The organism is Paenibacillus sp. P46E (genome assembly GCF_001909095.1).
GTDB lineage: Bacteria > Bacillota > Bacilli > Paenibacillales > Paenibacillaceae > Paenibacillus_AQ > Paenibacillus_AQ helianthi.
Genome location: NZ_LVYZ01000028.1, coordinates 80636 through 107564 on the forward strand (window position 1 = coordinate 80636; position 26929 = coordinate 107564).

At 52.6% G+C, this 26929-nt stretch carries 26 protein-coding genes and 1 riboswitch; of the genes, 21 read left to right on the forward strand and 5 right to left on the reverse strand.

Going from position 1 to position 26929, the window contains the following annotated elements; translation table 11 throughout:
• Positions 1-14: 14 nt before the first annotated feature.
• The 12 genes from A3849_RS06885 (at position 15) to A3849_RS06940 (ending at position 12347) form a co-directional block, all read left to right on the forward strand.
• Complete coding sequence (locus A3849_RS06885) at positions 15-1946, forward strand: PTS fructose transporter subunit IIABC (RefSeq protein WP_074110740.1); 1932 nt, start codon at positions 15-17, stop codon at positions 1944-1946.
• 178 nt (positions 1947-2124) lie between these two features.
• A complete protein-coding gene (locus tag A3849_RS06890; RefSeq protein ID WP_074110741.1) occupies positions 2125-2970 on the forward strand; it encodes an STM4015 family protein in 846 nt (281 codons plus the stop codon).
• Complete coding sequence (locus tag A3849_RS06895) at positions 2970-4214, forward strand: STM4014 family protein (protein ID WP_074110742.1); 1245 nt, start codon at positions 2970-2972, stop codon at positions 4212-4214. The genes A3849_RS06890 and A3849_RS06895 overlap by 1 nt, the downstream gene beginning before the upstream one ends.
• Positions 4211-4996, forward strand: coding sequence for an STM4013/SEN3800 family hydrolase (locus A3849_RS06900; protein WP_074110743.1), 786 nt, complete (start codon positions 4211-4213; stop codon positions 4994-4996). Before A3849_RS06895 ends, A3849_RS06900 begins: the two co-directional genes overlap by 4 nt.
• 36 nt (positions 4997-5032) lie before the next feature.
• Positions 5033-6418, forward strand: coding sequence for an STM4012 family radical SAM protein (locus tag A3849_RS06905; protein ID WP_074110744.1), 1386 nt, complete (start codon positions 5033-5035; stop codon positions 6416-6418).
• Entirely contained in the window at positions 6415-7287 is an 873-nt protein-coding gene (locus tag A3849_RS06910; RefSeq protein ID WP_074110745.1) for an STM4011 family radical SAM protein, read from the forward strand. The genes A3849_RS06905 and A3849_RS06910 overlap by 4 nt, the downstream gene beginning before the upstream one ends.
• On the forward strand, positions 7284-7808 hold the full coding sequence (gene cysC, locus A3849_RS06915) for an adenylyl-sulfate kinase (protein WP_074110746.1): 525 nt from the start codon (positions 7284-7286) through the stop codon (positions 7806-7808). The genes A3849_RS06910 and cysC overlap by 4 nt, the downstream gene beginning before the upstream one ends.
• 152 nt (positions 7809-7960) lie before the next feature.
• On the forward strand, positions 7961-8461 hold the full coding sequence (locus A3849_RS06920; RefSeq protein WP_074085378.1) for a Crp/Fnr family transcriptional regulator: 501 nt from the start codon (positions 7961-7963) through the stop codon (positions 8459-8461).
• A 337-nt stretch (positions 8462-8798) separates the two neighbouring features.
• Entirely contained in the window at positions 8799-9470 is a 672-nt protein-coding gene (locus A3849_RS06925; RefSeq protein WP_074110747.1) for a YitT family protein, read from the forward strand.
• 176 nt (positions 9471-9646) lie between these two features.
• Positions 9647-10438 (forward strand): TIGR00266 family protein, encoded by a 792-nt coding sequence (locus A3849_RS06930; protein WP_074110748.1) that lies wholly within the window; start codon positions 9647-9649, stop codon positions 10436-10438.
• A gap of 234 nt (positions 10439-10672) precedes the next feature.
• Positions 10673-11371: a response regulator transcription factor gene (locus A3849_RS06935; RefSeq protein WP_074110749.1), complete on the forward strand. Its 699-nt coding sequence runs from the start codon at positions 10673-10675 to the stop codon at positions 11369-11371.
• 1 nt (position 11372) lies between these two features.
• Positions 11373-12347, forward strand: a complete 975-nt coding sequence (locus A3849_RS06940) for a sensor histidine kinase (protein WP_074110750.1) — start codon at positions 11373-11375, stop codon at positions 12345-12347.
• Between the two features lie 115 nt (positions 12348-12462).
• Here A3849_RS06940 and A3849_RS06945 read toward each other — a convergent pair whose 3' ends face one another.
• Positions 12463-12897 (reverse strand): MarR family winged helix-turn-helix transcriptional regulator, encoded by a 435-nt coding sequence (locus tag A3849_RS06945; RefSeq protein ID WP_074110751.1) that lies wholly within the window; start codon positions 12895-12897, stop codon positions 12463-12465.
• Positions 12898-13015: 118 nt separating this feature from the next.
• Entirely contained in the window at positions 13016-14053 is a 1038-nt protein-coding gene (locus tag A3849_RS06950) for an NADH:flavin oxidoreductase/NADH oxidase (protein WP_074110752.1), read from the reverse strand.
• 187 nt (positions 14054-14240) lie between these two features.
• On the opposite strand from A3849_RS06950, the gene A3849_RS06955 reads away from it, so the two are divergent.
• From A3849_RS06955 to metE, 5 genes are all read left to right on the forward strand, one after another.
• Positions 14241-15011, forward strand: a complete 771-nt coding sequence (locus A3849_RS06955) for an ABC transporter ATP-binding protein (RefSeq protein WP_074110753.1) — start codon at positions 14241-14243, stop codon at positions 15009-15011.
• The gene (locus A3849_RS06960) at positions 14986-16935 is read left to right on the forward strand and encodes an FtsX-like permease family protein (protein ID WP_074110754.1); all 1950 of its coding nucleotides are present in this window, start codon (positions 14986-14988) and stop codon (positions 16933-16935) included. The genes A3849_RS06955 and A3849_RS06960 overlap by 26 nt, the downstream gene beginning before the upstream one ends.
• A 14-nt stretch (positions 16936-16949) precedes the next feature.
• Positions 16950-17573 carry a DedA family protein gene (locus tag A3849_RS06965; protein ID WP_074085369.1) on the forward strand — a complete coding sequence of 208 codons (624 nt, stop codon included), beginning with the start codon at positions 16950-16952 and terminating at the stop codon, positions 17571-17573.
• Positions 17574-17728: 155 nt separating this feature from the next.
• The gene (locus A3849_RS06970; protein WP_074110755.1) at positions 17729-18589 is read left to right on the forward strand and encodes an undecaprenyl-diphosphate phosphatase; all 861 of its coding nucleotides are present in this window, start codon (positions 17729-17731) and stop codon (positions 18587-18589) included.
• Positions 18590-18791: 202 nt separating this feature from the next.
• Positions 18792-19005, forward strand: a riboswitch (cobalamin riboswitch).
• Between the two features lie 145 nt (positions 19006-19150).
• Positions 19151-21439 (forward strand): 5-methyltetrahydropteroyltriglutamate--homocysteine S-methyltransferase, encoded by a 2289-nt coding sequence (metE, locus tag A3849_RS06975; protein WP_074110756.1) that lies wholly within the window; start codon positions 19151-19153, stop codon positions 21437-21439.
• 72 nt (positions 21440-21511) lie between these two features.
• On the opposite strand, the gene A3849_RS06980 is transcribed toward metE, so the two are convergent.
• The gene (locus A3849_RS06980) at positions 21512-21664 is read right to left on the reverse strand and encodes a DUF1540 domain-containing protein (protein ID WP_074110757.1); all 153 of its coding nucleotides are present in this window, start codon (positions 21662-21664) and stop codon (positions 21512-21514) included.
• Positions 21665-22013: 349 nt separating this feature from the next.
• Here A3849_RS06980 and A3849_RS06985 point away from each other — a divergent pair, with 349 nt between their 5' ends.
• Positions 22014-23162, forward strand: coding sequence for a DUF4349 domain-containing protein (locus A3849_RS06985; protein ID WP_074110758.1), 1149 nt, complete (start codon positions 22014-22016; stop codon positions 23160-23162).
• Between the two features lie 108 nt (positions 23163-23270).
• On the opposite strand, the gene msrB is transcribed toward A3849_RS06985, so the two are convergent.
• Both msrB and A3849_RS06995 read right to left on the reverse strand, forming a co-directional pair.
• A complete protein-coding gene (gene msrB, locus A3849_RS06990) occupies positions 23271-24257 on the reverse strand; it encodes a peptide-methionine (R)-S-oxide reductase MsrB (protein WP_074110759.1) in 987 nt (328 codons plus the stop codon).
• A gap of 121 nt (positions 24258-24378) precedes the next feature.
• A complete protein-coding gene (locus A3849_RS06995) occupies positions 24379-24996 on the reverse strand; it encodes a TVP38/TMEM64 family protein (RefSeq protein ID WP_074110760.1) in 618 nt (205 codons plus the stop codon).
• A gap of 148 nt (positions 24997-25144) precedes the next feature.
• On the opposite strand from A3849_RS06995, the gene A3849_RS07000 reads away from it, so the two are divergent.
• The 3 genes from A3849_RS07000 (at position 25145) to A3849_RS07010 (ending at position 26842) form a co-directional block, all read left to right on the forward strand.
• Positions 25145-26080: a Gfo/Idh/MocA family protein gene (locus A3849_RS07000; protein WP_074110761.1), complete on the forward strand. Its 936-nt coding sequence runs from the start codon at positions 25145-25147 to the stop codon at positions 26078-26080.
• 27 nt (positions 26081-26107) lie between these two features.
• Complete coding sequence (locus A3849_RS07005; protein WP_074110762.1) at positions 26108-26431, forward strand: hypothetical protein; 324 nt, start codon at positions 26108-26110, stop codon at positions 26429-26431.
• 93 nt (positions 26432-26524) lie between these two features.
• The gene (locus tag A3849_RS07010) at positions 26525-26842 is read left to right on the forward strand and encodes a winged helix-turn-helix transcriptional regulator (protein WP_039295412.1); all 318 of its coding nucleotides are present in this window, start codon (positions 26525-26527) and stop codon (positions 26840-26842) included.
• Positions 26843-26929 lie beyond the last annotated feature (87 nt).

Genomic DNA, 26929 nt, shown 5'->3' on the forward strand with positions numbered 1-26929 from the left:
GGGAGTGGATTGTAATGAAAATTACAGATCTGATGATAAAAGAAACAATGATCATGAACCTTCAGGCGGTGTCTAAGGAAGCGGCGATTGATGAATTGATCGCCAGCCTGGCGGCCAGCGGACGGATTAATGATCCCGTATTGTTCAAGGAAAAGATTCTGGCACGCGAAGCGCAGTCCAGCACGGGAATTGGCGGGGGAATCGCCATGCCGCATGCCAAGACCAAAGCGGTCAATGAAGCTACAGTAGTGTTTGCCAAAAGCGCTGCGGGCGTAGATTATGCCTCTTTGGATGAACAGCCTGCGAAGCTGTTTTTCATGATAGCTGCTCCGGAGGGAGCTGGAAATATGCACCTGCGCACACTGGCTGCATTGTCCAGGTTGCTCATTGAAAGCGAATTCATTGAAGCATTGATGAATGCCCGGACGCCTGACGAAGTTGCAGCTCTATTCGATGCCAAACAAGCCGAAGCAGAAGCTGAGGCCAAGGCGAATGAAGCGGCCGGCACTGGCGAAACCAAACCGAAGGCTCCCGAACGTGTAATTGTGGGCAACCCGGATTCACAAAGCTTTGTCGTTGCTGTAACCGCTTGTCCAACAGGGATTGCCCATACCTATATGGCGGAAGACGCACTGAAGAAAAAAGCCAAGGAAATGGGCGTAAATATCCGCGTGGAGACGAATGGGTCGGAAGGGGCTCAGAATGTACTGACTCCGGACGAAATCGCCCGGGCAAGCGGTGTCATTATTGCCGCCGACAAAAAAGTTGAGATGGCACGTTTCGCCGGCAAGCCGGTGCTGCAAAGACCGGTAAGTGATGGTATTCGTAAGCCTGAAGAGCTGATTACCAAAGCAATTAAGGGAGAAGCTCCAATCTACCGGAGCGAGGGAAGAGACGGAGATGAGGCTCCCGCAGAGAAATCCGGCAGCGTCGGAAGCAGAATCTACAAGGATCTGATGAACGGCATCTCGCATATGCTGCCGTTCGTAGTCGGCGGCGGGATTCTGCTGGCAATCTCGTTCCTGTTCGAGCAGGTGGCGAGTGTGGATAATCCGATCGTCAAGCTGCTGCAGACGATTGGCGGCGGAGATGGTGCCTTCCACTTCCTGATTCCAATCCTCGCCGGCTTCATAGCGCTCAGCATCGGTGACCGTCCTGCCTTGATGCCGGGTATGGTCGGCGGGTACATGGCCCTTAATTCCAATGCCGGTTTCCTTGGTGGTCTGGCTGCCGGATTCCTGGCAGGTTATGTGGTCATTATGCTCCGCAAAGCCTTTGCCGGCCTGCCCAAGACACTTGATGGATTGAAGCCGATTCTGCTCTACCCGGTGTTCAGCCTGCTGATTACCGGCGGGATTATGTTCTACTTGTTCGATCCGGTATTCAGCTGGCTAAATGAAGGTCTAATCAGCGGACTTAACAATCTGGGAACAGGAAATGCAGTTCTGCTGGGTCTGGTTCTCGGCGGCATGATGGCGATTGATATGGGTGGACCGTTCAACAAAGCTGCTTACACGTTTGCCATTGGCGTATTTACCTCCAGCGGCAACACCAACGGATTGATGATGGCAGCCGTTATGGCCGGAGGGATGGTACCACCACTGGCTATCGCCCTTGCAACTACTTTCTTTAAGAATAAATTCACCGAAACCGAACGTAAATCCGGTCTCACGAACTATGTGCTGGGTCTGTCATTCATTACGGAAGGCGCTATTCCCTTTGCCGCAGCCGACCCTATGCGTGTACTGACCTCCTGTATCGCAGGTTCAGCCGTTGCCGGTGGTCTGACCCAGTTGTGGAAAATCAACGTGCCTGCACCGCATGGCGGTATTTTCGTAGCCGCACTGTCTAGCAATGCCCTGCTGTTCATTCTGGCCGTCCTGATCGGCTCTGTGATCTCCGGATTGACGCTTGGTCTGTGGAAAAAGCCGCTGAAGAACGGCTGAGCATAGCATAATCCAATGAGGTTGTCCCGAAGTCATTCGTTGACGGGGCAACCTCTTTGCTATGCAGCCGGGTAAGGCTCGGGACTTTTTACCTAAAGCCTCTGGACTGATTTGACCTACCCTCCTGCAAGATGTTAGGGTAATTTGAAGAGTCAAAATTTGCCGGGAGGGATTAATCATGTCGGAAGTAAAGCTTGCGATTGGGTACGATGAATTTGAAGATGGCCAGCGGATAGCGGAAGCGATTGAACGCTTAAGTGCGAGTCCTGAAGCAGCCACACTAAGCAGCCTAATTATTGGAGACTGGGGCCAGGCCTATGAGAACAGCTCGGAGGAGGTTGTTGAGGAGCTCGTGAAATATAGTGCAAGCTTCCCGGCGCTGCGTAAGCTTTTTATCGGCGAGATGGGCTTTGAGGAATGTGAGATCTCATGGATTACTCAAAGCGATCTTTCTCCGCTCTTACCAGCTTTCCCGGAGCTTCAATCGCTCACGATTCAGGGCGGGAATGACTTGAGCCTGAAGAACCTGCAGCATGACAAGCTGGAGGAACTGATTATTATTACCGGCGGCCTGGGGAAAGGCGTTCTGGCTGAGATCGCGGCTTCTAAGCTGCCGAATCTGCGCAAGCTGGAGCTGTACCTTGGAGTGGATAATTACGGCTTCGACGGAAGTCTTGCGGATCTGACTCCGCTTATTGAGCCGGGTAAGTTCCCCCAGCTTACTTACCTCGGTCTGAAAAACAGCGAAATTCAGGATGAAATCGCCAAAGCAGTTGCTGATGCCCCTATCCTGGACCAGCTTGATACCCTTGACCTTTCGCTTGGAACGCTTAGTGATGAAGGAGCGGAAGCTCTTCTGGCCAGCCAGCGGATAAAGGGCTTGAAGGCGCTGAACCTCAGCCATCACTACATGTCAGAAGAGATGGTCGCACGCTGGCAGAAGAGCGGTCTGCCTGTGGATGTCAGCGACCGGCAGACCAGCGATGATGACGAAGACTGGCGGTACCCCTCCATTACCGAGTGATGAAGGAGACACGGCCGCTGGTCGTCATCGGCATTCCCGGTGACAAACGGACTGGCGGAATTCAGCAGGCAAGAAGCCGACTCGGACTGCCGCCGGCGATCATTCTACCTTATACAGGATTGCTGGCAGGCCAAACGCTGGCCGGGCTGCTCGAAGCGGAGGGAATCCTGGATAGGCAAAACAGGTTAAGCTCCGGCATGCGTGCTCCGCTGCTCCGGCTGGATTCGCCAGGGGGCAGCTTTGAGGTGGAACGGGCCCTGATTGCGCTTGGAGCGTCCGATGCCGGGGATTACAGTGATGCTCTGCATCCCTTTGGGAAGAAGCCGGATCCGTTTCCGCTGAGCTTCAAAACGGCCGGCAAACTCCGGGAAATGCCTGGTGTCCTGCACCATCCTTCCCAGTGGTTTCGCGGGTATTGCCGCCTGCTGGCCAGACTGCGGGAGGAGGCGTCTCTCATTCTGCCGGAGTCCCGGTGGTTGAATGATCCGCAGGATATTGCAGCGATGACCGACAAACGGTGCACCCAGCAGCTTCTGGCGTCTGCTGGTGTCAGAATTCCCCGGCCGCTTGGAGGAGAGGGGACACTGGTAGATTACGACTCTATTCGTGAACAGATGCTTCAGCAGCGGATGCACCGGATTTTTATTAAGCTGGCCTGCGGGTCCGCGGCTTCGGGCGTTATCGCTTATCAGATGAACCCGTCTACAGGCGCGGAGATTGCAGTGACTACTGTGGGGGTTGAACATTATATTACCCGTCCCCCTGTCTATTATAATTCCGGCATGCTGCGGCGTTATACCGACAGCCGCATGATTGCCGGATTGATCAACTGGCTCTGCCGTCACGGCGTATATGCCGAGCAGTGGATTCCAAAATCAGGCACAGGAGGAACTTCGCTCGACATCCGTCAGCTGGTGGTCCTGGGCGGGGCTTGCCACTCTATAGCCCGGGTAAGCTCTACGCCTATCACGAATCTTCATCTGCGCAGCCAGAGGATGACTCCGGCAGAGGCCGGTCTTTCCGGGGAGATTCAGGAGGAAGTGCGGGATACAGCGGTACGGGCGCTGGCAGCTTTTCCTAAATCTGCAGTCGCAGGAATAGACGTCCTTGTATCCGCCGGCTCCAATAGAACCTATGCCGCTGATGTGAATCCTTTTGGTGATTTACTCTATGACGTTGTATATCAGGGCTTCGGCACTTATGAGTGGGAGCTGAAGCAGTTAATAAAGGAAGGTCACTTATGACTGACATGAATGCCATTGTCGGCACCCATGATTTGCTGATGGTCACTCTTGATACTCTGCGCTATGATGCGGCGGTTCTGGAAGAAGCGAACTGCCCCAATCTGTGCGGCAGCGGCTCCTGGGAGAAAAGACATACCCCGGGAAGCTTCACCTATGCGGCTCATCATGCTTTTTTCGGCGGATTTCTGCCTACCCCGGCTACTACGGATAAATCACAGCATGTAAGGCTGTTCCATTCGCGGAATACCGGAATGAAGACCCATCCGGACACATGGCTGTTTGATACGCCGGATGTGGTGTCTGGGCTTGCCGCCGAAGGCTACCGGACCGTTTGTATCGGGGGAGTCATTTTTTTTAGCAAAAAAGTGCCGCTCGCCCGTGTCCTGCCCGGTTATTTCCAGCACAGCTACTGGCGGATGACATTCGGCGTTACGAATCCCCGCTCCACAGAGCATCAGGTGAACCATGCTCTTAAGCTGCTGAAGGATACACCGCTGGATCAAAGGCTGTTTATGTTTCTCAATATTTCGGCGATCCACGGCCCGAGTCATATCTTTGTGCCGGGTGCCCGGAAGGATTCCGTCGACACCCAACGCGCTGCACTGCGATATGTAGACGGAGAGCTGGGCCGGTTGTTTGATGCATTTCGTGAACGCGGCAACCCGGTGTTCTGCCTGGCTTTTTCAGATCATGGGGAGGCTTTCGGCGAAGAAGGCTATCATGGACACCGGCTGGCGCATGAGACCGTATGGAATGTTCCGTACCGGGAGTTTTTTCTTTAGCCAGTAACCGATTGTACCCGAAAGGATGGTAATAGTATGACGTCGACACAGCATCCCCTGCACCTCCGCCATGACGGAAGAACCCCATTCCCTTCGGAGGAGGTCATACAGTGGAAAGAACGCATTACCACTTATCCTTACCGCAATTATCTCTATTCTTATCCGCACAAAACGGCTTACCGCGACCTGGAGCCGCCGGTTCCGCTGGAGCCACTCTGGCAGGAGGAGCCTGCGGAGACTTTTTTCCTGTACATGCATATTCCGTTCTGCGGCGCACGCTGCGGCTTCTGCAACCTGTTCACTCTGCCTGACAAGCGGGCGGAGGTGCACACGGTGTATGTGGACGCATTGGAACGCCAGGCACGGCAGTGGGCAGCATTCACCGGCGGCAAGCCGTTCGCCAGATTCGCCATCGGGGGCGGGACTCCCAGCCTGCTGGAGCCTGTTCAGCTGCGCCGGCTGTTCCGTATTGCTGAGGATATCATGGGTCTGGACTTTAGCACGGCTTCCCTCTCGGTTGAAACCTCTCCCGAGACGCTCTCAGAGGAAAAACTGGATATTCTGAAGGAACATAAGGTAGACCGGGTCAGTATGGGCATCCAGAGTTTTGTTGCCGCCGAGTCAGCCGCCATATTCCGTCCGCAGAATCCGGATACGGTATACCGTGCACTGGAGCTGCTGAAGCAGTATGATTTTCCGATCCTGAATCTGGATCTGATCTATGGGCTTCCAGGCCAAACGGTGGAATCCTGGCTGTTCTCCCTGCAGCAGGCGGTGCAGCATGAGCCGGAGGAAATTTTCATTTATCCGCTGTATACGCGTGATCATACGATTGTGAAGCCGGAGGATATACGGCGCCAGACGGACATCCGCCTTGAGTGCTATAAGGCGGCCCAAAGGGTCCTGGCTGACTATGGCTACACGCAATACTCCATGCGGCGTTTTGCCAAGGATACGGCCAGATCAGGCAAAACCATCCTGGACTACAGCTGTCAGGAGGAAGGAATGGTCGGACTGGGCTGCGGAGCCAGATCCTATACCCGGAATGTGCACTATGCCTCCCGTTACGGGGTCAGCCGCAAGGCTACAGAGAGCATCATCGCGGATTATGTCGCGGCTGAGCGCTATGATACCGCAGATTACGGCATTGTGCTTAGTCTTGAAGAGCAGAAGCGGCGTTACATTCTGAAGGCGGTGCTGCACAGTGAAGGACTGAAGCTTGCCGATTATAGCGGGCGCTTTGCGTCTTCCTTATGGAACGATCATCCTGAGCTGAACCTCTTGCTGCAGAGCGGCCTTGCCCTGGATGAAGAGGGTATATTACGCTTGACTCGGGAAGGACTCGGCTACTCGGATTCGATCGGCGACTGGTTTATTTCGGGCAACATCCGGGAGCAGATGGAAAGGTTTGTTTTGCCATGAAGGCTGTTCTTTACTATCGTGGCTCTCTAACCTCCTGTAACTATGATTGCCCGTACTGTCCGTTTGGTAAGACCAGAGACAGTAGAGCGCGACTCGCGAAGGACCGTGAGGAGCTGGAGACCTTTGTCCGCTGGGCAACCGCACAGGGATCTGAAGGTCACCGGCTGTCCATCTTCTTCAATCCTTACGGAGAAGCCCTGATCCACCGCTGGTACAAAGAGGCTATGGTCACACTCTCCAATCTGGAGCACGTAGACAAGGTGGCTATTCAGACCAATCTGTCGGCCGGGCTGGATTTTACCGCCCGGCTGAATCCGCATAAGGCAGCCTTCTGGGCGACCTATCATCCGGGACAGGTAACGGAGCAGCAGTTTCTGGCCCAATGTATGGCTGTATATGAGCAAGGCATACCTTTTAGTGTGGGGAGCGTCGGGTTGCGCAGTGCCTTTGAGGCGATAGCTTCACTGCGGGAAGCCCTGCCGGAGGATGTCTATTTGTGGGTAAATGCTTATAAGGATAAACCTGACTACTATACACGGGAGGATATCGCATTACTTAGCGGTATAGATCCGCATTTCGTACTTAATACGAGAGACTACGAAAGCCTAGGCAAAGCCTGTAATGCAGGTAGCAGTGTGTTCTATGTACAAGGTTCCGGCCAGGTCAAACGGTGTTATAAGGACAGAGGGGTGATTGGCAGCCTCTACAGGGATGGTCTTGAAGGTCTGTCGGCGGAACGAAGCTGCCGGATGAAGGCTTGTGACTGCTATATCGGCTATATCCATATGCCTGAGCTGCAGCTGCAGCAGATTTACGGTTCCGGACTGCTGGAACGAATTCCTTATAGCGTGCCGGAGGGAAGAGCATGAGTGTGCAACCAGGAATAACCCTATGGCTCACAGGGCTGTCAGGGGCAGGCAAATCAACAATTGCCGGGCTGATCACGGACAGTCTGCGGGCAGAGGGACACGCTGTGGAATGGCTGGACGGAGATGAGCTGCGGCGCAGCATCGGCCACGGGCTGGGATTCAGCCGGGAAGACCGCTTCGAGAATATCCGCCGGGCAGCCTATATCTCAGGATTGCTGAACCGGCACGGTGTGATTACGGTGATCTCTCTGATCAGCCCTTATGCGGAGATGCGGAGCTATGCCCGTGATATGCTTCCGGATTTTGTGGAAGTCTATGTGGCATGTCCCCTGGAGATCTGCGAAGCGCGGGATGTCAAGGGCCTGTATGCCAAAGCCCGCCGTGGTGAAATTCCTTCCTTCACCGGGATCTCCGATCCTTACGAGGTCCCTGTCAGTCCTGAAGTGAAGCTCTGCACGGCGGAGCATACGCCGGAGGAATGTGCAACCGAGCTGCTGACATGGCTGAAGAAGCGGCAGTAAAGAGCAGTCTGTCCAGTATGATTTAGGGTAAGCGATGGCTGAGTGCCTAGTCATTTTGACAAAACTGTGCCCTGCCTGCGATTTTGGACAGGGTTTCTTTTCAATTTGTAGAATAGAGTCATACATACTGAGAATATAAAGGAGAGAGCGGGATGATTTTGCACAAAGGAGAGGTCTTGTTCCGCCAAGGGGATGCCTGCCAGAATCTGTTTCAGGTGAAGAGCGGACTCTTCAAGGTAACCCGGCTGCATGAGAACGGGAACATCGTATTGTTCAATCTCTTGTACCCCGGGGAAACCGTCCCCCATCATTCACTTATTTCACCGAAGGAGGCGCATGGAACAGCTGTAGCCATGATGAAAAGCGAAGTGGAACTGATTCCGGCAGCGGAATGGTACCGCGAGCTGCGTGAGGACCCGGATAAAGTCATGGAAATCGCCCTGCTGCTTCAAGAGAAGGTGCGTTTCATGCAGACCCGCCTGGATCATCTTACGGTGGGCACTCCGGGAGAACGGCTTGCGCTGCTGTCACGCTGGCTTCTCGAGTATTCACATGGTGCAGAGCTGACGGATTTATTGACGCAGGAGGAGATCGGCCAGCTGATCGGAGTGAGGCGTGAGACGGTCAACCGCCTGCTGCGGAGTCCGGGCTGACAGAGATTTTACAAAGTTCTGTATGCTTTTTAATGGAAATGTGTTTAGAGAAGCACCTTAGCGTGGTATAATCTATTCAGAACACATCAAATTAGAGAAAGGATCAGGATACCATGTGTCCCCGAAGGACGATTCCCCAAAGGACGATTTGGAAACGTTATGATCTGTCTTATACTTAGCTTCCCTGTAGAAAGTGCGCGTACCGTTGTTATTTGACGAAACCGCCTCTGCGAGGAAGGGAGTATTGTATGCGAAGGAGCAACACATCCTCCGGTCAGACCCATCGTAGAGGGTTGGAATACGTCTAAGCCGCCATCTACAATAAGGGGAGACCTGTATGAGGAAACAAGACAGTGGCATGCGATTGCCGCTTCGACTAACTATTATTTTGTCCGGAACATTTCTGCTTGCATTTACGTATTATCACATCAATTATCAGAATCATTTGACCGAGGGTGGTTTCGTAGGTTTGTCACTGCTCGGCAAATATGTACTAGGTATTTCGCCATCTTTGTCTATTCTAGTCTTAGACATACCAGTACTTCTAATCGCAATGTTCTTCAAGGGAAAAGCGTTCGTGTGCAATACCTTCATCTCTGTAGGAGCCTTCACCGTATTCTACAGCCTGATGGAACGTTATTCCGGATGGGTGATCAACTTGCAGGATAACTTGCCGCTTGCGGCGTTGTTGTCCGGTGTACTGACAGGTCTAGGAGCGGGAATGGTCCTACGCGGCGGCGGGGCGAGCGGCGGTGATGATATTTTGTCACTGCTGATCAGTGAATGGAAGGGAATTAAGGTAGGAACCGTATTTATCCTGATGGATGTTATCGTTCTGGCACTATCACTTTTCTATATGCCTCTCAAGGAAACGCTGTACACCGTAATGGCAGTAGTTGTTGCAGGCTACGTTATTACGTTTACAACCTCACTGGGCAGACCTAAGCTGAGCAAAGCACCGAAGATTCAACCCGCACTAAGCAAACCGCATGATGGTACAGTAATGTGAAAAGTTTCAAATTACCCCCTGTTATGGGGATAAGCGAAAGGTCAGCCAGATTAACACTCGGGCTGGCCTTCTTTGTTGTCTAGGGTTAGTGAAACCAGTGAAGCGCGTGGAGCGTATATATCTCAGCCGTACAAACATAGGATTACATAGCAGACCTAAATTTGGGAGGAATAACAATGAGTGCTCATGAGATTGACTACGTGATTATGGGTGAGGAAATACAGTGTGTTGAGATACAGCTTGATCCAGGTGAAAGTGTGGTTGCGGAGGCCGGAAGCTTCATGATGATGGACCCGGAAATCTCGATGGAGACCATTTTCGGTGACGGAACCGGATCACGCGGGGGCGGGCTGATGGGCAAACTGATGGGCGCAGGCAAACGCCTGCTGACCGGTGAGAGCCTGTTCATGACAGTGTTCACACACAGTGGGGCCTACGGCCGCAAAGGGGTTACCTTTGCCGCGCCTTACCCTGGCAAAATCATCCCTCTGGATCTTCAGCAGCATGGGGGGAAGATCATCTGCCAGAAGGATTCCTTCCTTTGTGCAGCCAAAGGTGTATCGATCGGCATTGAATTCCAGCGCAAGCTGGGTGCAGGCTTCTTCGGCGGTGAGGGCTTCATTATGCAAAAGCTCGAAGGAGATGGTCTTTCCTTCGTTCACTCCGGGGGCTATATCATGGAGCGGACGCTGCAGCCGGGTGAGACGATTAAGCTGGATACCGGCTGTCTCGTGGCGATGACCTCCACTGTAGATTATAATATCGAAATGGTCAAAGGCGTGAAGACTGCGCTCTTCGGCGGTGAAGGCCTGTTCTTTGCCACCCTGCGCGGACCGGGCAAGGTGTGGGTACAATCGCTGCCGTTCAGCCGGATGGCAGACCGTATACTGTCTGCTGCCGGTCCTACAGGACGCAAGGAAGAAGGCAGTATTCTCGGCGGTCTGGGCAATCTGCTGGACGGCAGATAGACGGTATAAGCAACTGGCCTGTTACCTTTACTCCTTAACAATGAAACAGCCGTCTGCCGGAGTACTCCGGTGGGCGGCTGTTTTTGCGCGGGTTCTGAGGCGCAACACCTGCCAGGCGGGATTTCATCATGGGATGCTTAGTAACTTTACCTCATATTTGACTACTATGCAGGGACTGTATATATTATGGGGCAAACCCCTTTGCGGGCTTATGCTGCAGACCGGAGGCCTGATATGTTCAAAATTTTTATTATTGAAGACGACCGTGGGCTGGTGACGCTGCTCCAGGATTATTTACATAAATTCGGCTATGATACGCAGGCCGTGTGTGATTTTGAAGCGGTCCGTACAGAGTTCGAGCAGTTTGTTCCTCATCTGGTACTGCTGGATGTGAATCTGCCGAAGTTCGACGGTTACTACTGGTGCCGCCAAATCAGGGGAATCTCTACCTGCCCGATCCTGTTCATCTCCGCCCGTGAAGGCAAAATGGATCAGGTGATGGCGCTGGAAAACGGCGCTGATGATTACATCACGAAGCCGTTCGATTACGAGATTGCGCTTGCCAAAATCAAAAGCCATCTTCGCCGGGCTTACGGCTCCTATGCCGGAGGCGGAAGTGATCGCAGCTTGACCGTGTCGGGGCTGATGCTCGATGTGGAGCGTCTGGTCCTGTCGCGGGGCAACGCCAAGATCGACCTCAGTCACACTGAAGCCAAAATACTTGATGAGCTGATGCAAAAGGCAGGCACCCTCGTGACCCGCGACCGGCTGCTGGAGAAAATCTGGGATGACCAGGCTTTTGTCGATGACAACACCCTGAATGTGTATGTGACCCGGGTGCGCAAAAAACTGTCGGCGCTGGATATCGCGGACGGCCTCCAGACGGTACGCGGTCAAGGCTATAGGCTGTGCGATAACTGGGAGGAGGCCTAAGATGAAGCTTTTTGTGCGGGAACAGATGCCGCTTATTATTATTTATCTGGCCCAGCTTTCAATGATAACACTGGTCTATCGGCTGGACGGGGGCAGCGGAGTGAATGTAAGTCTGTATGCGGGCTTGCTTAGCACCTGTCTGCTGCTGGCATACCTGGCATACCGCTATTTCTCCAACCGTTCCTTCTACGAACGTCTGCTGAATCTGCCGTCATCGCTGGATGACTCCGGCGGACCTGTCCAGAGTACTCCGCTGGCGGAGAGCCTGCGCAGCCTGCTGGCTCATCAGTTCCGCCTGTATCAGAATGACCTGCATAGCTACCGCCATAAGCTGGAGGAGCATATTCACTTCATTAACCAGTGGGTGCATGGCATGAAGACCCCGCTGTCGGTCATCCACCTTATGATTCAAGACAAAGACGGCCCGCCTTTTACGGCGATCAGCGATGAGCTGGACCGGCTCAAAAAAGGGCTGGATACCGTCCTCTATACCGCCCGCCTGGACACGTTCGAGCATGATTTCTATGTGGAGCGGCTTGAGCTTTCGGCTATTGTGCGGGGCGTAACCTCGGAGCAGAAACGGCTGTTTATCCGTAAACGTGTTTTTCCGGCCATTTCAGTCGAGAATGACCTTTTTATTACCTCAGATGAGAAATGGCTGTCCTTTGTGCTGACACAGCTGATTACCAACGCGCTGCGGTATACGGTAGAGGAGGGACGATTTGTACATTTTCACGGGTATGCAGGGGAACAAGGCAGACCTGTGCTTGAGGTGAGGGATGAAGGCGTAGGTATTCCGCCAGGAGATTTGCCGCGTGTGTTCGATGCCTATTTTACCGGTGTTAACGGGCGCAGCTTCCAGGAATCTACCGGGATGGGCCTGTATTTGGTGAAGCAAATCTGCGGTAAGCTGGGACATCACGTGGAAATATCCTCCGAGGTGGGGGCGGGAACTACGGTCCGGATTATGTTTTGAGTGAACGGAATCAAGTAAGGCAATGAACTGCAACCATAAAAACCTGCCGTCTCCAATATGAGACAGCAGGTTTTTATGAAAATAAATGGATTTTGGGGTGAGCCCGGCTTGGGCGCTATTGCTGCGGAAGGTCCAGCATTTGCTCCAGCAGCAGCTTGATCTCCGCACGGGGAAACGCTTCACGAAGCACTTCATTCACCGTCACTTGCGCGCGGTCCACCTTTTCCTGGCCGAAAGGGGTCAGAGAGGTATAAATGCTTCTGCGGTCGTCGTCACAGACCGTCCGTTGCAGTGCGCCGCAGCCTTTGGCTTCGAAGCGGCTGACCAGTCTGGAGACGGCACTCTGGCTGAGCCCAACCATAGATTCCAGCTGCTGCAGGCGCAGCTTCTTCTCCGGTGCTTCGGACAGGAAGTACATCAGATAGAATTCATTCAGAGACCACCCAAAGCTCTCCTGCAATTTGGCTTCAAGTTCACCTGCAACCTTCATTTGTATATGAGTTAAGCTTAACCAGCCTGTGATTACGCCACCCTCAAGAGAATTTTTCATCTACACCATTCCTCTCCCGGATGTATGCCATATGATGATATTTTTGTACATTATAACATTCCAGGCCCCGGTTTGTATAAGGAACGGCGAGGGAATCGCCCTGGTTTCTGGGAGGAGGTTATCTACGGGAACGGGGAAAGCCAAGCTCGTATTGCTTCGGCAGTCCGGCATCTTTTCCGAGCTGAACTCCGGCTTCCAGGGTCCAGTACGGATTTCTCAGCATGCCCCGTCCCACAGCGACGAGATCAGCCTCATCGTTGCCGATAACTGCGTTAGCCAGAACCGCCTCATCTAGGCGCCCTACTGCAATCACAGGAACATTCAGCTCCTGTTTGAATGCACGGGCAAGCGGAACTTGATAGGCAGCATGAGTTCCCGGCTGGCCTTCAGCAGCAATGGCACCTTCACCACCCGCACTGATATGAAAAATATCCGCGCCTGCTTCCTTATAGACTTTGCCAATCTCGATACTCTCGCGAATGCCATAGCCGCCTTCTACATACTCCTGTGCGGATATCCGCATAATCAAAGGCATGCCCTCCGGCATTTCCTTTTTAGCTGCCTGAATGACCTCTTTGCCGAACAGCGTCAGATCCTGTCCATATTCATCAGACCGCTTGTTGGTCAGCGGGGAATGGAACTGGTGGATCAGGTAGCCATGTGCGCCGTGAAGCTCAATCACATCGAAGCCCGCCTGAACGGCGCGCTTAACGCCTGCCTGGAATTTCTGAACCATCGTTTGTACTTCTTCGGTGGTCAGCTCGCGCGGAGTTTTGAATTCCGAATTAAAAGGAATCGCAGAGGGGGCCACCGGTTGAGGAGCATCCTCAGCTTTGCGTCCGGCGTGGGCAATCTGGATGCCTACCTTGGCACCGTAAGCGTGGCAAGCTTCAACGATTCTCGCCAGTGCGGGGATTTGTTCATCTGACCAGAGCCCAAGGTCATAATCGGTAATCCGGCCATCCGGATCGACATCAGTCATTTCAATGATAATGAGTCCGGCACCGCCGACCGCCCGGCTTACGTAATGATTGTAGTGCCAGTCCGTGGCGAGACCATCCTTGTTCGTTACGGAATATTGGCACATGGGCGGCATAACCACACGGTTCTTCAGCTTCAAATCCTGCAGCTCATAGGGGGTAAACAAGTCCTTCATTCAAATCTCTCCTCGCAAATTATTAAATGCATGCTCATGCATACAAATATATTCGCTTTGCAGATGAATGTCAATCGTCTTTCGCGGCTTACAATACTGTAAGGTAGTTGTAAGTTTCAGAAATAGCAGCTGCTGTTTACACTTTGTATAATGAATGCAAGCCAGGGGAATGAAGGAGCGGAAGCATTTGCCCATCTTAGATGTCCATAATCTATCCAAAATATACGAGGGCAAAGTGTCGATTCACGCCCTGAATCATATCCGGTTTGCTGTGGAGAAGGGCGAGTTCGTGGGAATCATGGGACCATCGGGCAGCGGCAAAACTACACTGCTTAATGTGATCGCCACCATCGACGAACCCACCTCGGGAGAAGTAATGATCAATGGCCGGGACCCGAAAAGCCTGGGGCGCAAGGACAAAGCGCTGTTCCGCCGCAAAGAGCTCGGGTTTGTCTTCCAGCACTTCAATCTCCTTGACACGCTGACTGTGGAAGAAAATATTGTGCTGCCATTGACGCTTGCCGGAGTCTCCGTGAAGGAGATGGAGCACAGACTCACAGAGGTGTCAGACAGACTGGGCATCAGCACTCTTTTGCACAAACGGACTTATGAGATCTCCGGCGGACAGATACAGCGGGTGGCCATCGCCAGGGCAATGATCCACCGGCCTGCACTGATTCTGGCAGATGAACCGACGGGCAGCCTGGATTCAAAAGCCGCAAACGAGGTTATGAATCTGCTGGCCGAGGTGAATGAGGCGGAGGGAGCCACGGTGTTGATGGTCACACATGACGCGGTAGCAGCGAGCTTTTGCCACCGGGTCATCTTTATCAAAGACGGGCGCTTCCATAGCGAAATGTACCGGGGCACCAGCCGGGCCGCCTTCTTCCAGAACATCATCGACATGCTGTCGCTGCTGGGAGGAGCGGGCCATGACCTTCCGGCAGTTCGCCTATAGGAATGTAGCACGGAATAAGCGGAAATATGCCGCGTATTTTGTCAGCAGCGCGTTTTCGGTCATGGTCTTCTTTCTGTGTGCACTGTTCATTTATCATCCGGCGATTTCGCAGGATATGATCCTTGGGACAGCTGCAAATACGATGATGGTGGCCGAGGGAATCATTTATGTCTTTTGTTCCCTGTTCGTACTCGTGTCAGTAGGTTCTTTCCTGCAATCACGTAATCTGGAGTTCGGGATTCTGCTGATGCACGGTATGACCAAACGGCAGCTGAACCTGATGGTATTTCTGGAAAATATGATGATTGGCGGATCTGCTATCCTCACCGGCACACTGCTGGGGCTTCTGCTGGGCAAGCTCTTCCTGATGATCGGGTCCGGGTTTCTGGGCATCCCCCCACTTACATTTCACCTGCCCTGGCAGGCGCCGGTGCTTACCATCTGCAGCTTTGTTCTGCTGTTCATGCTGATCTCGCTGTCTACTTTTGTTTTTATAGGGAATGAAGCACCGCGCGGCCTGTTCCAGGGCGGGCACAGAGGGAATGCGGAGCCAAAGGTATCCAAGGGGCTGGCGCTGATCTCAGGTCTGTTGCTCCTCTCCGGGTATGGTCTGGCGGCTGCCACGACAGCCACTACTGTAGAGATCATGATGGTTCCAGTTGTGCTGATTACTGTATGCGGCACGTATCTTTTCTACACACAACTCAGTCTGTATATCGTGGGGATGCTGCGGAAGCTGCGCCGCTTCTATTGGAAGCATACGCATATTCTCACGTTCTCGGGATTGTCGTACCGGTGGAAGGACAATGGGCGGATGTTTTTTATGGTCACTATTGTATCGGCGGTTTCCTTCACCTCGGTGGGAGTCTTCGCATCGATCCACACGCTGTCGCGGGAGCTGAAGCTGGATTATCCGGCGGCAGTCGGCTATGTAGCCAAGGGCGGGGGGCATGCTTCCTCGGAAGAGAAGGACCTTAGGGGGATTACTGCAGAGCTGGAGCAGCTGGGTCTGACTTACGAAACCCTGCGGATTCCGCTCAAAGTCGCAGCAGTCGCTTCGCAGACAGGACCAGACCATACACGTCAGCTGCCTCTGATGTCCTACAGTAATTTTAAGCTTGCTCTGGAGTATGCGGGCTTCAGCTCGAATGAACCGCCGCTGGAAGGCCGTGAAGGCCTGGTGATGATCGGTTCCCAGCGTGACCGGAGTCTGACCTCGGAGCGCTTCAAAGCAACATATACGCTTATACAAGGAATACGGATTGAAGAGACCGGCTATACGCAGCAAGTACCGGTTGCCGAATATCTGCTGCCGGAGCTGGATGGCAGGGGAGGCGGCGATTTCAGCGGGCTGGTGATCAGCGACAGTCTGTACAGCCGGGTGATCCCGGTGCAGCAGGATTGGTATACCGGCTTCTACGTGGATGATTTTGTCCGGACGGCGGGTGTGGCTTCAGAGCTCGCTGCCAAAGGGAAGGTTCCCTATGAAGAAAAGTCTGCTTATGCGGTCGTGATCAGCGGAACCTTATTTGAGATTCAGCGCACGCTGTACAGCACCATGCTGTTCGCTTCGCTGCTCGTCGGGATCGTCTTCTTCATTGCTGCCGGCAGCTTCCTCTACTTCCGTCTTTATATGGATCTGGATCATGACCGCCTGCAGTATTCCACCCTGTCCAAAATGGGTCTGACCGACCAGGAGCTGGACCGTATTGCGACGCTGCAGCTGGCACTCATGTTTTTCATTCCGGTGCTGCTGGCGGTTCTGCACAGCCTGTTTGCTTTTATTGCGCTTCAGCGGCTGTTCTATCTATCCATCGCTGCCGAGACCGGAGCTGTGCTGACCAGTTATCTGGCTGCCCAGACGCTGTACTTCTTTTTCATCCGCAGCCGCTATTTGCGCAACCTTAAGAAAAATCTCATCTAGACGGAGGGAACCGCATGAAAACATGGATTACGGATATTATGGAGCAGTTCGGATATGCCGGTATTTTTCTGATGCTGGCGCTGGAAAATGTCTTTCCCCCCATTCCTTCAGAGGTCATCCTGCCCTTTGGCGGATTTATGACTACAACCTCCGGACTCACGATACCGGGTGTCCTTATCGCCTCTACGGCGGGTTCTTTGCTGGGGGCAGCCATTCTGTATTGGATCGGCCGGATGCTGGATGTCAGCCGAATGGAGCGGATTGTGGACCGGTACGGCAAATGGATACGAATCAAGAAAAGTGATATCCGCAAAGCGGATGCCTGGTTTGATAAATACGGCTACTGGACGGTGCTGTTCTGCCGGATGGTGCCGCTGGTGCGCAGTCTGATCTCGATTCCGGCAGGAATGTCGGGAATGAAGTTCGGACTTTTTATGTTGTTTACGACGATCGGTACACTGGGCTGGAATACACTGCTGATCCTGCTGGGTGCTGCGCTAGGAGAGTCCTGGGAGGATATTGGAGGGTATATAGAGGCTTATTCCAGCGTGGTCTACGCCCTGATTGCCGGAGGAATTCTCGTGCTGGGACTGTTGTATTTGCGTAAACGACGTACCGCCGGCAAAGCCCGCGGGTAACAACACCAACGAATTCTATGCTTCCGAAGCAAGTTTTGAACGAAGTGATTTCATAGATGCGATGCTCACAAAACTAAGTTTATGCTTCCGAAGCAAGTTTTGAACGAAGTGATTTCATAGATGTGATGCTCACAAAACTTTTAGGAGGAGATTACATGGAGCTTTTGACTATAATTAAAGCAATCATATTAGGTATTGTTGAAGGTTTGACTGAATTTGCTCCGGTATCCTCCACGGGTCATATGATTATTGTCGATGATATGTGGCTGAAATCGCAGGAATTTCTCGGGAAATACACAGCGAATACGTTCAAGGTAGTGATTCAGCTGGGCTCGATCCTGGCTGTGGTGGTGATTTTCCGCAACCGGTTCATCGATCTTCTGGGTCTGAAACGGTTCAGCCGCAAAGAGCTGACAGCGGTGCCGGAAGGACAGCCGGCAGTGGAGACCGCGGGACGGCTGAAGCTGGCACAAGTGCTTGTGGGTCTTATCCCTGCCGGAGTGCTCGGCTTTCTGTTCGAGGATTATATTGATGAGCATCTGTTTTCGACCTCAACGGTGCTGATTGGTCTGGTCGTCGGAGCGATTCTAATGATCTGCGCAGACCTTTTCGCCCCCAAAAAGATCAAAACGGAGAGTGTCGACCAAATTACATATAGGCAGGCGCTATCGGTCGGTCTGATCCAGTGTTTCTCGCTATGGCCGGGGTTCTCCCGTTCGGGATCAACGATCTCCGGTGGTGTACTGCTCGGAATGAGCCACCGTGCCGCGGCCGACTTCACCTTCATTATGGCGGTGCCGATTATGGCTGGAGCCAGCCTGATTTCACTGCTGAAGAACTGGCAGTATTTCACTCTCGATGCACTGCCGTTCTTTATCGCCGGGTTCATCAGCGCATTTCTGTTCGCACTGCTGTCCATGCGTTTCTTCCTGAAGCTGATCAACCGCATTAAGCTGCTGCCGTTTGCAATCTACCGGATTGTTCTTGCTGCAGTGGTCTATCTGGTATGGTTCTAGAATAGAAAAGAATAATGCGGGCGGTGCCTTCCTTGGAGGGTATCGCCTTTTTGTCATGAGCACTGATCAAGATTCAGATGCCAAATCGGGCAAAAAGCTGTTTTGCTATAGCGAATGTGTATAGCTGAAATCGCCGGAATCTGTTGCGGATGGCAAAAAAGGTACAGTATGATGGCATCAGATTAAAGGATGAAGTTTTGAAAAGCGAATATAGGAGACAGGTGCCGGACGGAGTGAATGTAGCTTTTGTCCAGCTTAATAGGGAAGTTCGGCTCGAAACCGACGCGGTCCCGCCACTGTAACGGAAGAGTTCCAGCTTAATGTGTCACTGGCAGACAGGTAGATCCAGCCGGGAAGACTTGCTGAAGAACGATGACTCCGCTAGCCAGGAGACCTGCCTGACTCTGAAGCACTGCAGTACCTACGGAAGATAGGGAGGTGTTCGGACGTTATTCCATTTAGAAGATCAATGGGCGTCTTTCCCTGTGGCTTATTTTTCGGGAGAGGCGTCTTTTTATAAGGATATACAACAAATAGCGAACAGATGAGGAGCAGATTTCAATGACAACTAAATTGATCACCAGCAATCTGGGATACCCGAGAATCGGCAAAAACCGTGAATGGAAAAAAACGCTGGAAGCGTACTGGGCCGGTAAAATTGGCGAGCAGGAGTTCCGTGCTGAAATGGCGGACATTCAGCTTCAGCACCTGCGGTCGCAGCAACAGGCCGGTATTGACCTGATCCCGGTGAATGATTTCACCTTCTACGATCATGTGCTGGACACAGCCGTTATGTTCGGCATTGTGCCGCCACGGTATGATTATGACGGCGGGGCTGTCCCGCTTGATCTATATTTCGCCATGGCCCGCGGCAATGCGGCCGCCCCGGCCTGCGAGATGACCAAATGGTTCAATACGAATTACCATTATATCGTGCCGGAGATCGGCAGCCTTACACCCCGGCTGACTGAGAATAAACCGCTGGCCGCCTATCGCTTCGCCAAAGCGCAGGCTGGCATTGAAGGCAAGCCGGTTATCGTGGGACTTTATACCTTTCTCAAGCTGTCCAAGGGATTTCCGGCTGCGGACATCGGGGAGGTTGCCGACCGTTTCCTGCCGGCTTATATTCAGCTGCTGCAGGAGCTTCAGCAGGAAGGTGTAGCCTGGGTGCAGATCGACGAACCAGCCATCGTTATTGGATTGAACGCGGAAGATATTGCCTTGCTGAAGACCATTTATAGCGAGATTTCCGCTGCAGTCCCCGGCTTGAGTCTGATTCTGCAGACTTATTTTGAAGCGGCTGAACCCTTGGAAGCATTGCTTGAATTGCCGGTACAGGCCATTGGCCTTGACTTCGTCCATGATGGCGGCACGAATCTGGAGGCGATCGGACGACTTGGCTGGCCGGAAGATAAATGGCTGGGCGCTGGCATTATCGACGGACGCAGTATCTGGCGTGCAGACCCTGATACCAAGCTTGGATTGATTGAGAAGCTGGCTCTTCATGTGCCGCTGGACCGGCTGATTCTTCAGCCATCCTCCAGCCTGCTCCATGTGCCGGTAACGGTGCAGAGCGAAGGGAAGCTGAAGCCTGCAGTGAAGCAGGCGCTGGCCTTCGCCGACGAAAAGCTGGCAGAGCTTCGGCTGCTCGCCGCAGCCGCAGGCGGTGACAACGGAACGGCCGAGGCGGGGCTTGCAGAGAGCCGGGAAGCGCTGGCCGTCTTCCGTGCACTTCCTGAACGCGGCCGCCGGGATGTGGCCGAGCAGGTCCGCCGTCTGGACGAACTTCAGGACAGCCGGAGCCTGCCGTTCGCAGAGCGAGTGCAGCTGCAGCAGGAGAAATGGCGTTTGCCCCTACTGCCGACAACAACTATCGGCAGCTTTCCGCAGACGGCTGAGGTCCGCCAGGCGCGACTCAAATGGCGCAAAGGGGTGTGGAATGAGGAGCGCTATGATACGTTCGTCCGCCGCCAAATCGCCGAGGCAATTACACTTCAGGAGGAGCTTGGTCTGGATGTGCTGGTACATGGTGAATTTGAGCGGACGGATATGGTGGAGTTCTTCGGGGAGAAACTGGGTGGCTATCTGTTCACCCAGAATGGCTGGGTGCAATCCTATGGCTCGCGCTGCGTGAAGCCACCGGTGATTTACGCGGATGTCGCTTTTATCCAGCCGATGACCGTCAAAGAAAGTGTCTATGCCCAGTCTCTGACGAAGCTGCCGGTAAAAGGGATGCTGACCGGACCGGTAACTATCCTGAACTGGTCCTTTGTACGTGATGACCTCAGCCGCGAAGAGGTTGCGAAGCAGATTGCCCTTGCTCTCCGTTACGAGGTTCAGGCGCTGGAGGATGCCGGAATTGAGATGATTCAGGTGGATGAGCCGGCTATCCGCGAAGGACTGCCGCTGAAGGCGGAAGATCATGAGTATTATTTGAATTGGGCTGTACGGTCCTTCCGGGTAGCCACGAACCATGTGAAGGACACCACGCAGGTTCATACACATATGTGCTACAGCGAATTTAATGACATGATCGGGGCGATCTCGGCTATGGATGCGGATGTGATCTCCATTGAGACTTCCCGCAGCCATGGGGAGCTGATTACTGCTTTTGAAGATCATGATTATGATAAAGGCATTGGACTGGGCGTCTATGATATCCATAGTCCCCGTGTTCCGGAAGTAGAGGAGATGACGCAGAATATTGAGCGCGCACTGCGTGTACTGGATGCCGGACAATTCTGGATTAATCCAGACTGCGGGCTGAAGACACGCGGCTGGGAGGAGACGGAGGCGGCACTTCGCAACATGGTTCTGGCTGCAGGTAATGTGCGGAAGAAAAACGCTTGATAATCATTCTCAATCTTGCTAGAATAGAAAAAAGAAAAGAAGGAACCGTGGAGGGTCCCTTCTAACCTTAACTTATTTGCTTTCAAAGGTTTTACAGTCTGTTTCTTCAGCTTGTGAAGGCTGCTTCGAGCTGTGGTAGGCAACGAAGATGGATTCGGCGTTACATTTGTCTTCTTCAGCCCAGTACGTACAGGAGTTGACTGCGCACTTTACGTCTTTTGCCATGAGGGTCTCACCTCCCTTTGTCGTGAAATGGCGGCGTTCGAAATGAATAATAGACTGATCGGCAAGGTGGAGCTTGTCCGAGCAGAACCTAACCCTTATTCCTTGTGAATATAGGGTTTTTGGTGTTACCTTCCTTATAAAGACAACTTCATTGCAGCAAATAATGTAAACGCTCGCAAACAAAGATAACGGCTAATTAAATGGAAAATTTACCGAATTCCTGCAACCTTCCAGCTTTTGGAACGTCAAAGACTTTAACGCGAAAGATGCCTACAGACAAAAAGCTCTTCGCTGGCAGCAATCTGTACAAAAGAAGCGGAAATTCCACTACACTTTTGGAGGAATGGGCATGCAAAAAAGGGGTCTGCATTATCTGTATTATGTATTGGGACTAATAGTGTTTGCTATCGTTTTGACAGGGTGCGGGGCTGGAAGCAATAATGATTCTGCAAGCCGGTCGGAGATGAAGGCAGACAATTCCAGCACGGCAGAAGGCTTCGACGGCGCAGCAGACCAGAACACTTCAGCGAATGCTGCACCGAAGGATCAAGCAGTGTCGGCTGCAGCTGAAGCTCCTGCGGCTGAGGGAGACAAGGCTGGCGGAGGAAGCTCAGCAGTGAGCAACACGGATGCAGCGCGTGCAGCTGGAGGAACAGCCGGTTTTACGGGAAGCGATGTTGTGGCAGGACTGAACAAAAAGCTGATCTATCACGCCAGCCTAACGATGGAAGTAACGGACTATGCTAAAGCGCAGACAGAAGTGCGCAATATGGTGACGCTTGCAGAAGGCTATATTGTTGAATTTTCGGAGAATACCTCCGAATATGAGCATGGCGGAGCCTTTATTCTGAAGGTGCCTGCTTCGGGATTTTCTTCCTTTCTGGACCATTTGGAAAAGATCAAAAACGTGAAGCTTCAGCATAAAATCCAGGGTCAGGACGTTTCAGAGGAATATGTGGATTTGGGGTCGCGCCTCAAGGCCAAGCAGTTGATGGAGAGCCAATATATCGAGTTTATGAAAAAGGCAACCAAATCTGCAGACCTCGTGGCGTTCGCCAACCAGCTTGGTGCCATTCAGGAGGAAATGGAGACGATCAAGGGCAGAATGCGATATATTGACCAGAATGTATCCTTTTCCACGGTTGAGCTTCGACTATATCAGACTGAAGAGAGCGTGGGTATTGCCAAGACCAAAGAACAAGGGCCGTTAATGGACCGGGCTTCGGATGCGCTTCAGAGCAGTCTGCATGCACTGTCTGTAATGTTTCAATGGCTCTTTATACTCCTGGCCGCTGCACTTCCGGTATTGATTGTAGCTGCTGTTGTTGTGGTAATTGTGCTCTGGGTCCGCAAAAGAAACAAGTCACGGGATCATGGGACGGTTATGCGTATCCGTCAGGAGAACCGGGAGCAGAACCAGACGCATCAGGATCAGACCACCGGGAATCCGGCGCCGGCTCCTGATGCGGATGAGCTGGATGACAAAAAGCCGGAGTAGTAGCGGAGTAGTATTTTTTACAGAAGAAACAAAGCCTCCAACACCGCTGCTTGCGGGTTGGAGGCTTTGTGACATGGATGTGCAACTGGGCTGAATAACCGCTGTTAGTTAAGCATGCTGGAACAGTACGCGGTATTCGCCGTAGCCTTCCGTTTCCAAATCCTCTTTCGGAACAAAGCGGAGTGCTGCCGAGTTAATACAGTAGCGCAGACCATTCGGACCGGGACCATCGTTAAATACATGTCCAAGATGAGAATCGGCTGCTTTGCTGCGGACTTCGGTGCGGACCATCAGATGGCTGAGATCCGTCTTCTCTTTGACTGAATAGTCGCGGATCGGTCGGGTGAAGCTGGGCCAGCCGCAGCCGGAGTCGAATTTGTCATGAGAGCTGAACAGCGGTTCACCGGATACGATATCGACATAGATGCCATCCCCGTGATGATCCCAGAACTCATTGCGGAAAGGGGATTCGGTTGCATTGTTCTGGGTAACCTCATATTGCAGCGGAGTCAGACGTTCCTTGAGGCTCTGCTTCTCCTCCTTGTGCTTCCAGTGGTCCTCGATAAAAGCGTCCCGGCCGGAGCCTGTGCGGTAACGTTTATAGTGACCGGGATTTTTGTGGTGATATCCCTGGTGGTACTCTTCCGCACGGTAAAACGGCTTGGCCGGAAGGATCGGCGTCACAATGGGAGCGGAGAAACGTCCGCTGGCCTGTAAGTCCGCCTTGGAGGCTTCAGCCTGCTCCCGCTGCTCTTCGGAGTGGGTGAAAATAGCTGTCCCGTATGAAGTCCCGCGGTCATAGAACTGCCCTCCGGCATCGGTAGGGTCAATCTGCTGCCAGAACAGCTCCAGAAGCTTGGTGTATGGGAAAATATCAGGTTGAAAGGTGATCTGCACTGCTTCCACATGTCCTGTGGTTTCCGAGCAAACCTCTTCATAAGTCGGGTTAACGGTATGTCCGCCCGTATACCCGGATATAATCTCAACGATTCCTGGAAGTTCTTCAAATGGTGATACCATACACCAGAAACAGCCCCCGGCAAACGTAGCTTTTTCTGTTTTGCTGCTTATATTGTAAGATTGAACATCACTCATGAATATCCCTCCATTCATAGATGCAATTAAATAGATCACAATGTAATTATAAAACAAAAAAGCGCCGCCTGCCAGTTAGCGGCGTTTTGTGCAAAAATAAGGATTCATGTCGTTCCTGGCATCAGTCTTTCTTGGAGCTGAAGGATCGCGGACGCAGCGATAATATAGCCAGAGCCAGTACCGCCACATATACCAGGATAGCCATCCACGCGCTTCGCGGATGCTGGAGCAGCTGGCCGCCGAGAAAGGCGTATAACGCGATGGCAGGAATTTTGCCCAGTCCGGATGCCGCAAGATAACTCCAAAAGGGCAGGCCGGCGGCACCTGCATAGATATTTACTCCCATCTGCGGAACGACCGGTGCAAGCCGGGCCAGCACAACCGCTGCAAATGGCCTCCGCTGCACGGCAGATGTGAATTTATCCAGCGCGGGTACTGATGCCAAATAAGTACGGGCTTTTTCCTGGAACATGTGTTGGACAATACCATAGATCATCGCCCCGGCAAGGGTAGATGCACTCCAGCAAATCACCGCCGCCGCCAGACTTCCATAGGCATACCCGTAAATCCCGATTATCAGCTTATAAGGCACCGGCGGGAACATCGCCAGCAAAGTAGCGGCGCCAAAGCCCAAAAACAGATTATGATCCTGCCGCAGCCAGGCCAGGATGTCATACCTGTAGATAAACGTGAGGAATATTCCCGAAACATACAGCAGTATAGTCAGCCATTTTCTCATTCTACTATGCCCTTTCTTTCGTTCATTCATTTCATCATACTGAAAAAAAAGCATTTAATGAAGCAAAGATCATTTGTTGCTGCGGCTTGTCACGGTATAATACGTTTAATAGGAAGTGGAAATACTCACAGCCAAGGGAGATACGCTTATGAAAAGTACAGTACGGAAAAGGGTGGCTCTCGTTGGCCTCGGCGACATCGCGCGGAAAGTCTATCTCCCGCTGCTCTCCCGGCATGATCAGGCCGAGGTGGTGGGTGTGCTCAGCCATTCGCCGGCAACCGTACAAAATGCAGTTCATTCCTACCGGTTCCCAAGAGGCACTACAGATCTGAATGAGCTCCTGTCGTGGAAGCCGGATGCAGTATTTGTGCATAGCCCAACCCCCACGCATTATGATATTGTTATGAAATGCTTAAATCACGGAGTTTCGGTATATGTGGACAAGCCGTTGTCCTATGATCTGGAAGAATCCCGGCGGATGGCCGGATTCGCTGAAAAGAAGGGACTGCTGCTGGGTGTAGGGTTCAACCGCCGCTATGCGCCGATGTATACGGCTGCCAAAGCCTGGCTGGAGAAAGCAGGCGGCATCAGCGCCTGTCACGCGTTCAAGCACCGGACCAAGCTGCAGTCCGGCAGCAGCCGTGAAACGGTCCATGATGATCTGATCCATATGCTGGACCTGCTGCTATGGTTGTGCGAAGGAGATGCTGAGCTGCTGCATAGCAATCTGAAATCCGACGATGCGGGACGGCTGCTGCAATCTTCCGGTCATCTGGGTTGGAAGAATGGTACGACCGGTATGTACAGCATGGTGCGGGACGCCGGGGCAGATCTGGAGAAGCTGGAGTTGCACGGCAACGGCAGATCTGTGGAAGTCGTGGACATGGAACGGGCAACCTTGTATGAGAAGGGATCGCTGCCGCGTACGCAGAACTTCGGAAGCTGGGATACAGTGCTGGAACGCAGAGGATTTAGTGGTGTGGTGAACCATTTTTTAAGCAGCCTGGACACACCGGGGCAATGCGGAATAACTGCTTCAGCAGTCCTGCCCAGCCATGTGCTGGCAGCGAAGCTTGCTGACTAACAATGGAGCAGAAAGGAGGGAGACCACATGGAGGATTACCGCAAATCAACGGAAGAGCAGATTATCGAGAGCTACAAGCGGGATGAAGAAATGATGATCCTGGTATTTGCCCAATGGTGTGTGAACAACAAGCTGGACCCGCATGCGTTGTATCTTCAGGCTTATCCGCAGCAAGAGGGGAATGCGGCGTTAAGCCATGCGCTTTCGCTGACTGTACCCATTGACGAATCGGGGTTCATCTCCGACGATACGGTGCTGGGAGTCCTGTCCCTATATAGCAATGACGACCTTGCATATGTAGTGACCGAGGCTATAGCCAATAGGAAATCCCGGCAAGACAGAGGCGATTGAACTTTTTTTTGCCAAACGATGTTCATTGTGCTATAAATGTGTTAAAATTATATATACTAACTTAATGTAAGTTAAAAGTGAGAGGTGAGAATAATGGAAGAACATCAGTTGACGATGTGCCCTCGATTCGAAACGGCCTTCTCCTTCTTAGGTAAACGTTGGAATGGACTTATTATTCAGACATTGATGAGCGGACCCAAGCGTTTCAAGGATATTTCCGGTCTGATCCCAACAATGAGCGATAAGATGTTATCCGAACGAATGAAGGACCTGGAGTGTGAAGGGATTCTGGTACGCCATGTGTACCCGGAAACTCCCGTACGCATCGAGTATGAACTGACCACCAAAGGCCGTGCGCTGGAGCCGGTCATGCAGCAGATTCAATCTTGGGCAGAGAGCTGGGTCGAGTAGAACCGCTCGGTTCCCTGTTGGTAGCCCCTTTTTCCGGATGGAAAGAGGGGCTTTTTCCTTTTAAATTACAAATAAATTGCACGTAAG

What these genes read in the sequence shown, in the direction of transcription:
- A3849_RS06980 (WP_074110757.1), bottom strand. Translation starts at nt 21,664, where the DNA reads ATGGCAAAAGACGTAAAGTGCGCAGTCAACTCCTGTACGTACTGGGCT.
- A3849_RS07000 (WP_074110761.1), top strand. Translation starts at nt 25,145, where the DNA reads ATGAAAAGTACAGTACGGAAAAGGGTGGCTCTCGTTGGCCTCGGCGAC.
- A3849_RS06995 (WP_074110760.1), bottom strand. Translation starts at nt 24,996, where the DNA reads ATGAGAAAATGGCTGACTATACTGCTGTATGTTTCGGGAATATTCCTC.
- A3849_RS07005 (WP_074110762.1), top strand. Translation starts at nt 26,108, where the DNA reads ATGGAGGATTACCGCAAATCAACGGAAGAGCAGATTATCGAGAGCTAC.
- cysC (WP_074110746.1), top strand. Translation starts at nt 7,284, where the DNA reads ATGAGTGTGCAACCAGGAATAACCCTATGGCTCACAGGGCTGTCAGGG.
- A3849_RS07010 (WP_039295412.1), top strand. Translation starts at nt 26,525, where the DNA reads ATGGAAGAACATCAGTTGACGATGTGCCCTCGATTCGAAACGGCCTTC.
- A3849_RS06970 (WP_074110755.1), top strand. Translation starts at nt 17,729, where the DNA reads ATGGAGCTTTTGACTATAATTAAAGCAATCATATTAGGTATTGTTGAA.
- A3849_RS06905 (WP_074110744.1), top strand. Translation starts at nt 5,033, where the DNA reads ATGACGTCGACACAGCATCCCCTGCACCTCCGCCATGACGGAAGAACC.
- msrB (WP_074110759.1), bottom strand. Translation starts at nt 24,257, where the DNA reads ATGAGTGATGTTCAATCTTACAATATAAGCAGCAAAACAGAAAAAGCT.
- A3849_RS06895 (WP_074110742.1), top strand. Translation starts at nt 2,970, where the DNA reads ATGAAGGAGACACGGCCGCTGGTCGTCATCGGCATTCCCGGTGACAAA.
- metE (WP_074110756.1), top strand. Translation starts at nt 19,151, where the DNA reads ATGACAACTAAATTGATCACCAGCAATCTGGGATACCCGAGAATCGGC.
- A3849_RS06945 (WP_074110751.1), bottom strand. Translation starts at nt 12,897, where the DNA reads ATGAAAAATTCTCTTGAGGGTGGCGTAATCACAGGCTGGTTAAGCTTA.
- A3849_RS06965 (WP_074085369.1), top strand. Translation starts at nt 16,950, where the DNA reads ATGAAAACATGGATTACGGATATTATGGAGCAGTTCGGATATGCCGGT.
- A3849_RS06985 (WP_074110758.1), top strand. Translation starts at nt 22,014, where the DNA reads ATGCAAAAAAGGGGTCTGCATTATCTGTATTATGTATTGGGACTAATA.
- A3849_RS06885 (WP_074110740.1), top strand. Translation starts at nt 15, where the DNA reads ATGAAAATTACAGATCTGATGATAAAAGAAACAATGATCATGAACCTT.
- A3849_RS06940 (WP_074110750.1), top strand. Translation starts at nt 11,373, where the DNA reads ATGAAGCTTTTTGTGCGGGAACAGATGCCGCTTATTATTATTTATCTG.
- A3849_RS06960 (WP_074110754.1), top strand. Translation starts at nt 14,986, where the DNA reads ATGACCTTCCGGCAGTTCGCCTATAGGAATGTAGCACGGAATAAGCGG.
- A3849_RS06900 (WP_074110743.1), top strand. Translation starts at nt 4,211, where the DNA reads ATGACTGACATGAATGCCATTGTCGGCACCCATGATTTGCTGATGGTC.
- A3849_RS06935 (WP_074110749.1), top strand. Translation starts at nt 10,673, where the DNA reads ATGTTCAAAATTTTTATTATTGAAGACGACCGTGGGCTGGTGACGCTG.
- A3849_RS06950 (WP_074110752.1), bottom strand. Translation starts at nt 14,053, where the DNA reads ATGAAGGACTTGTTTACCCCCTATGAGCTGCAGGATTTGAAGCTGAAG.
- A3849_RS06925 (WP_074110747.1), top strand. Translation starts at nt 8,799, where the DNA reads ATGAGGAAACAAGACAGTGGCATGCGATTGCCGCTTCGACTAACTATT.
- A3849_RS06920 (WP_074085378.1), top strand. Translation starts at nt 7,961, where the DNA reads ATGATTTTGCACAAAGGAGAGGTCTTGTTCCGCCAAGGGGATGCCTGC.
- A3849_RS06890 (WP_074110741.1), top strand. Translation starts at nt 2,125, where the DNA reads ATGTCGGAAGTAAAGCTTGCGATTGGGTACGATGAATTTGAAGATGGC.
- A3849_RS06910 (WP_074110745.1), top strand. Translation starts at nt 6,415, where the DNA reads ATGAAGGCTGTTCTTTACTATCGTGGCTCTCTAACCTCCTGTAACTAT.
- A3849_RS06930 (WP_074110748.1), top strand. Translation starts at nt 9,647, where the DNA reads ATGAGTGCTCATGAGATTGACTACGTGATTATGGGTGAGGAAATACAG.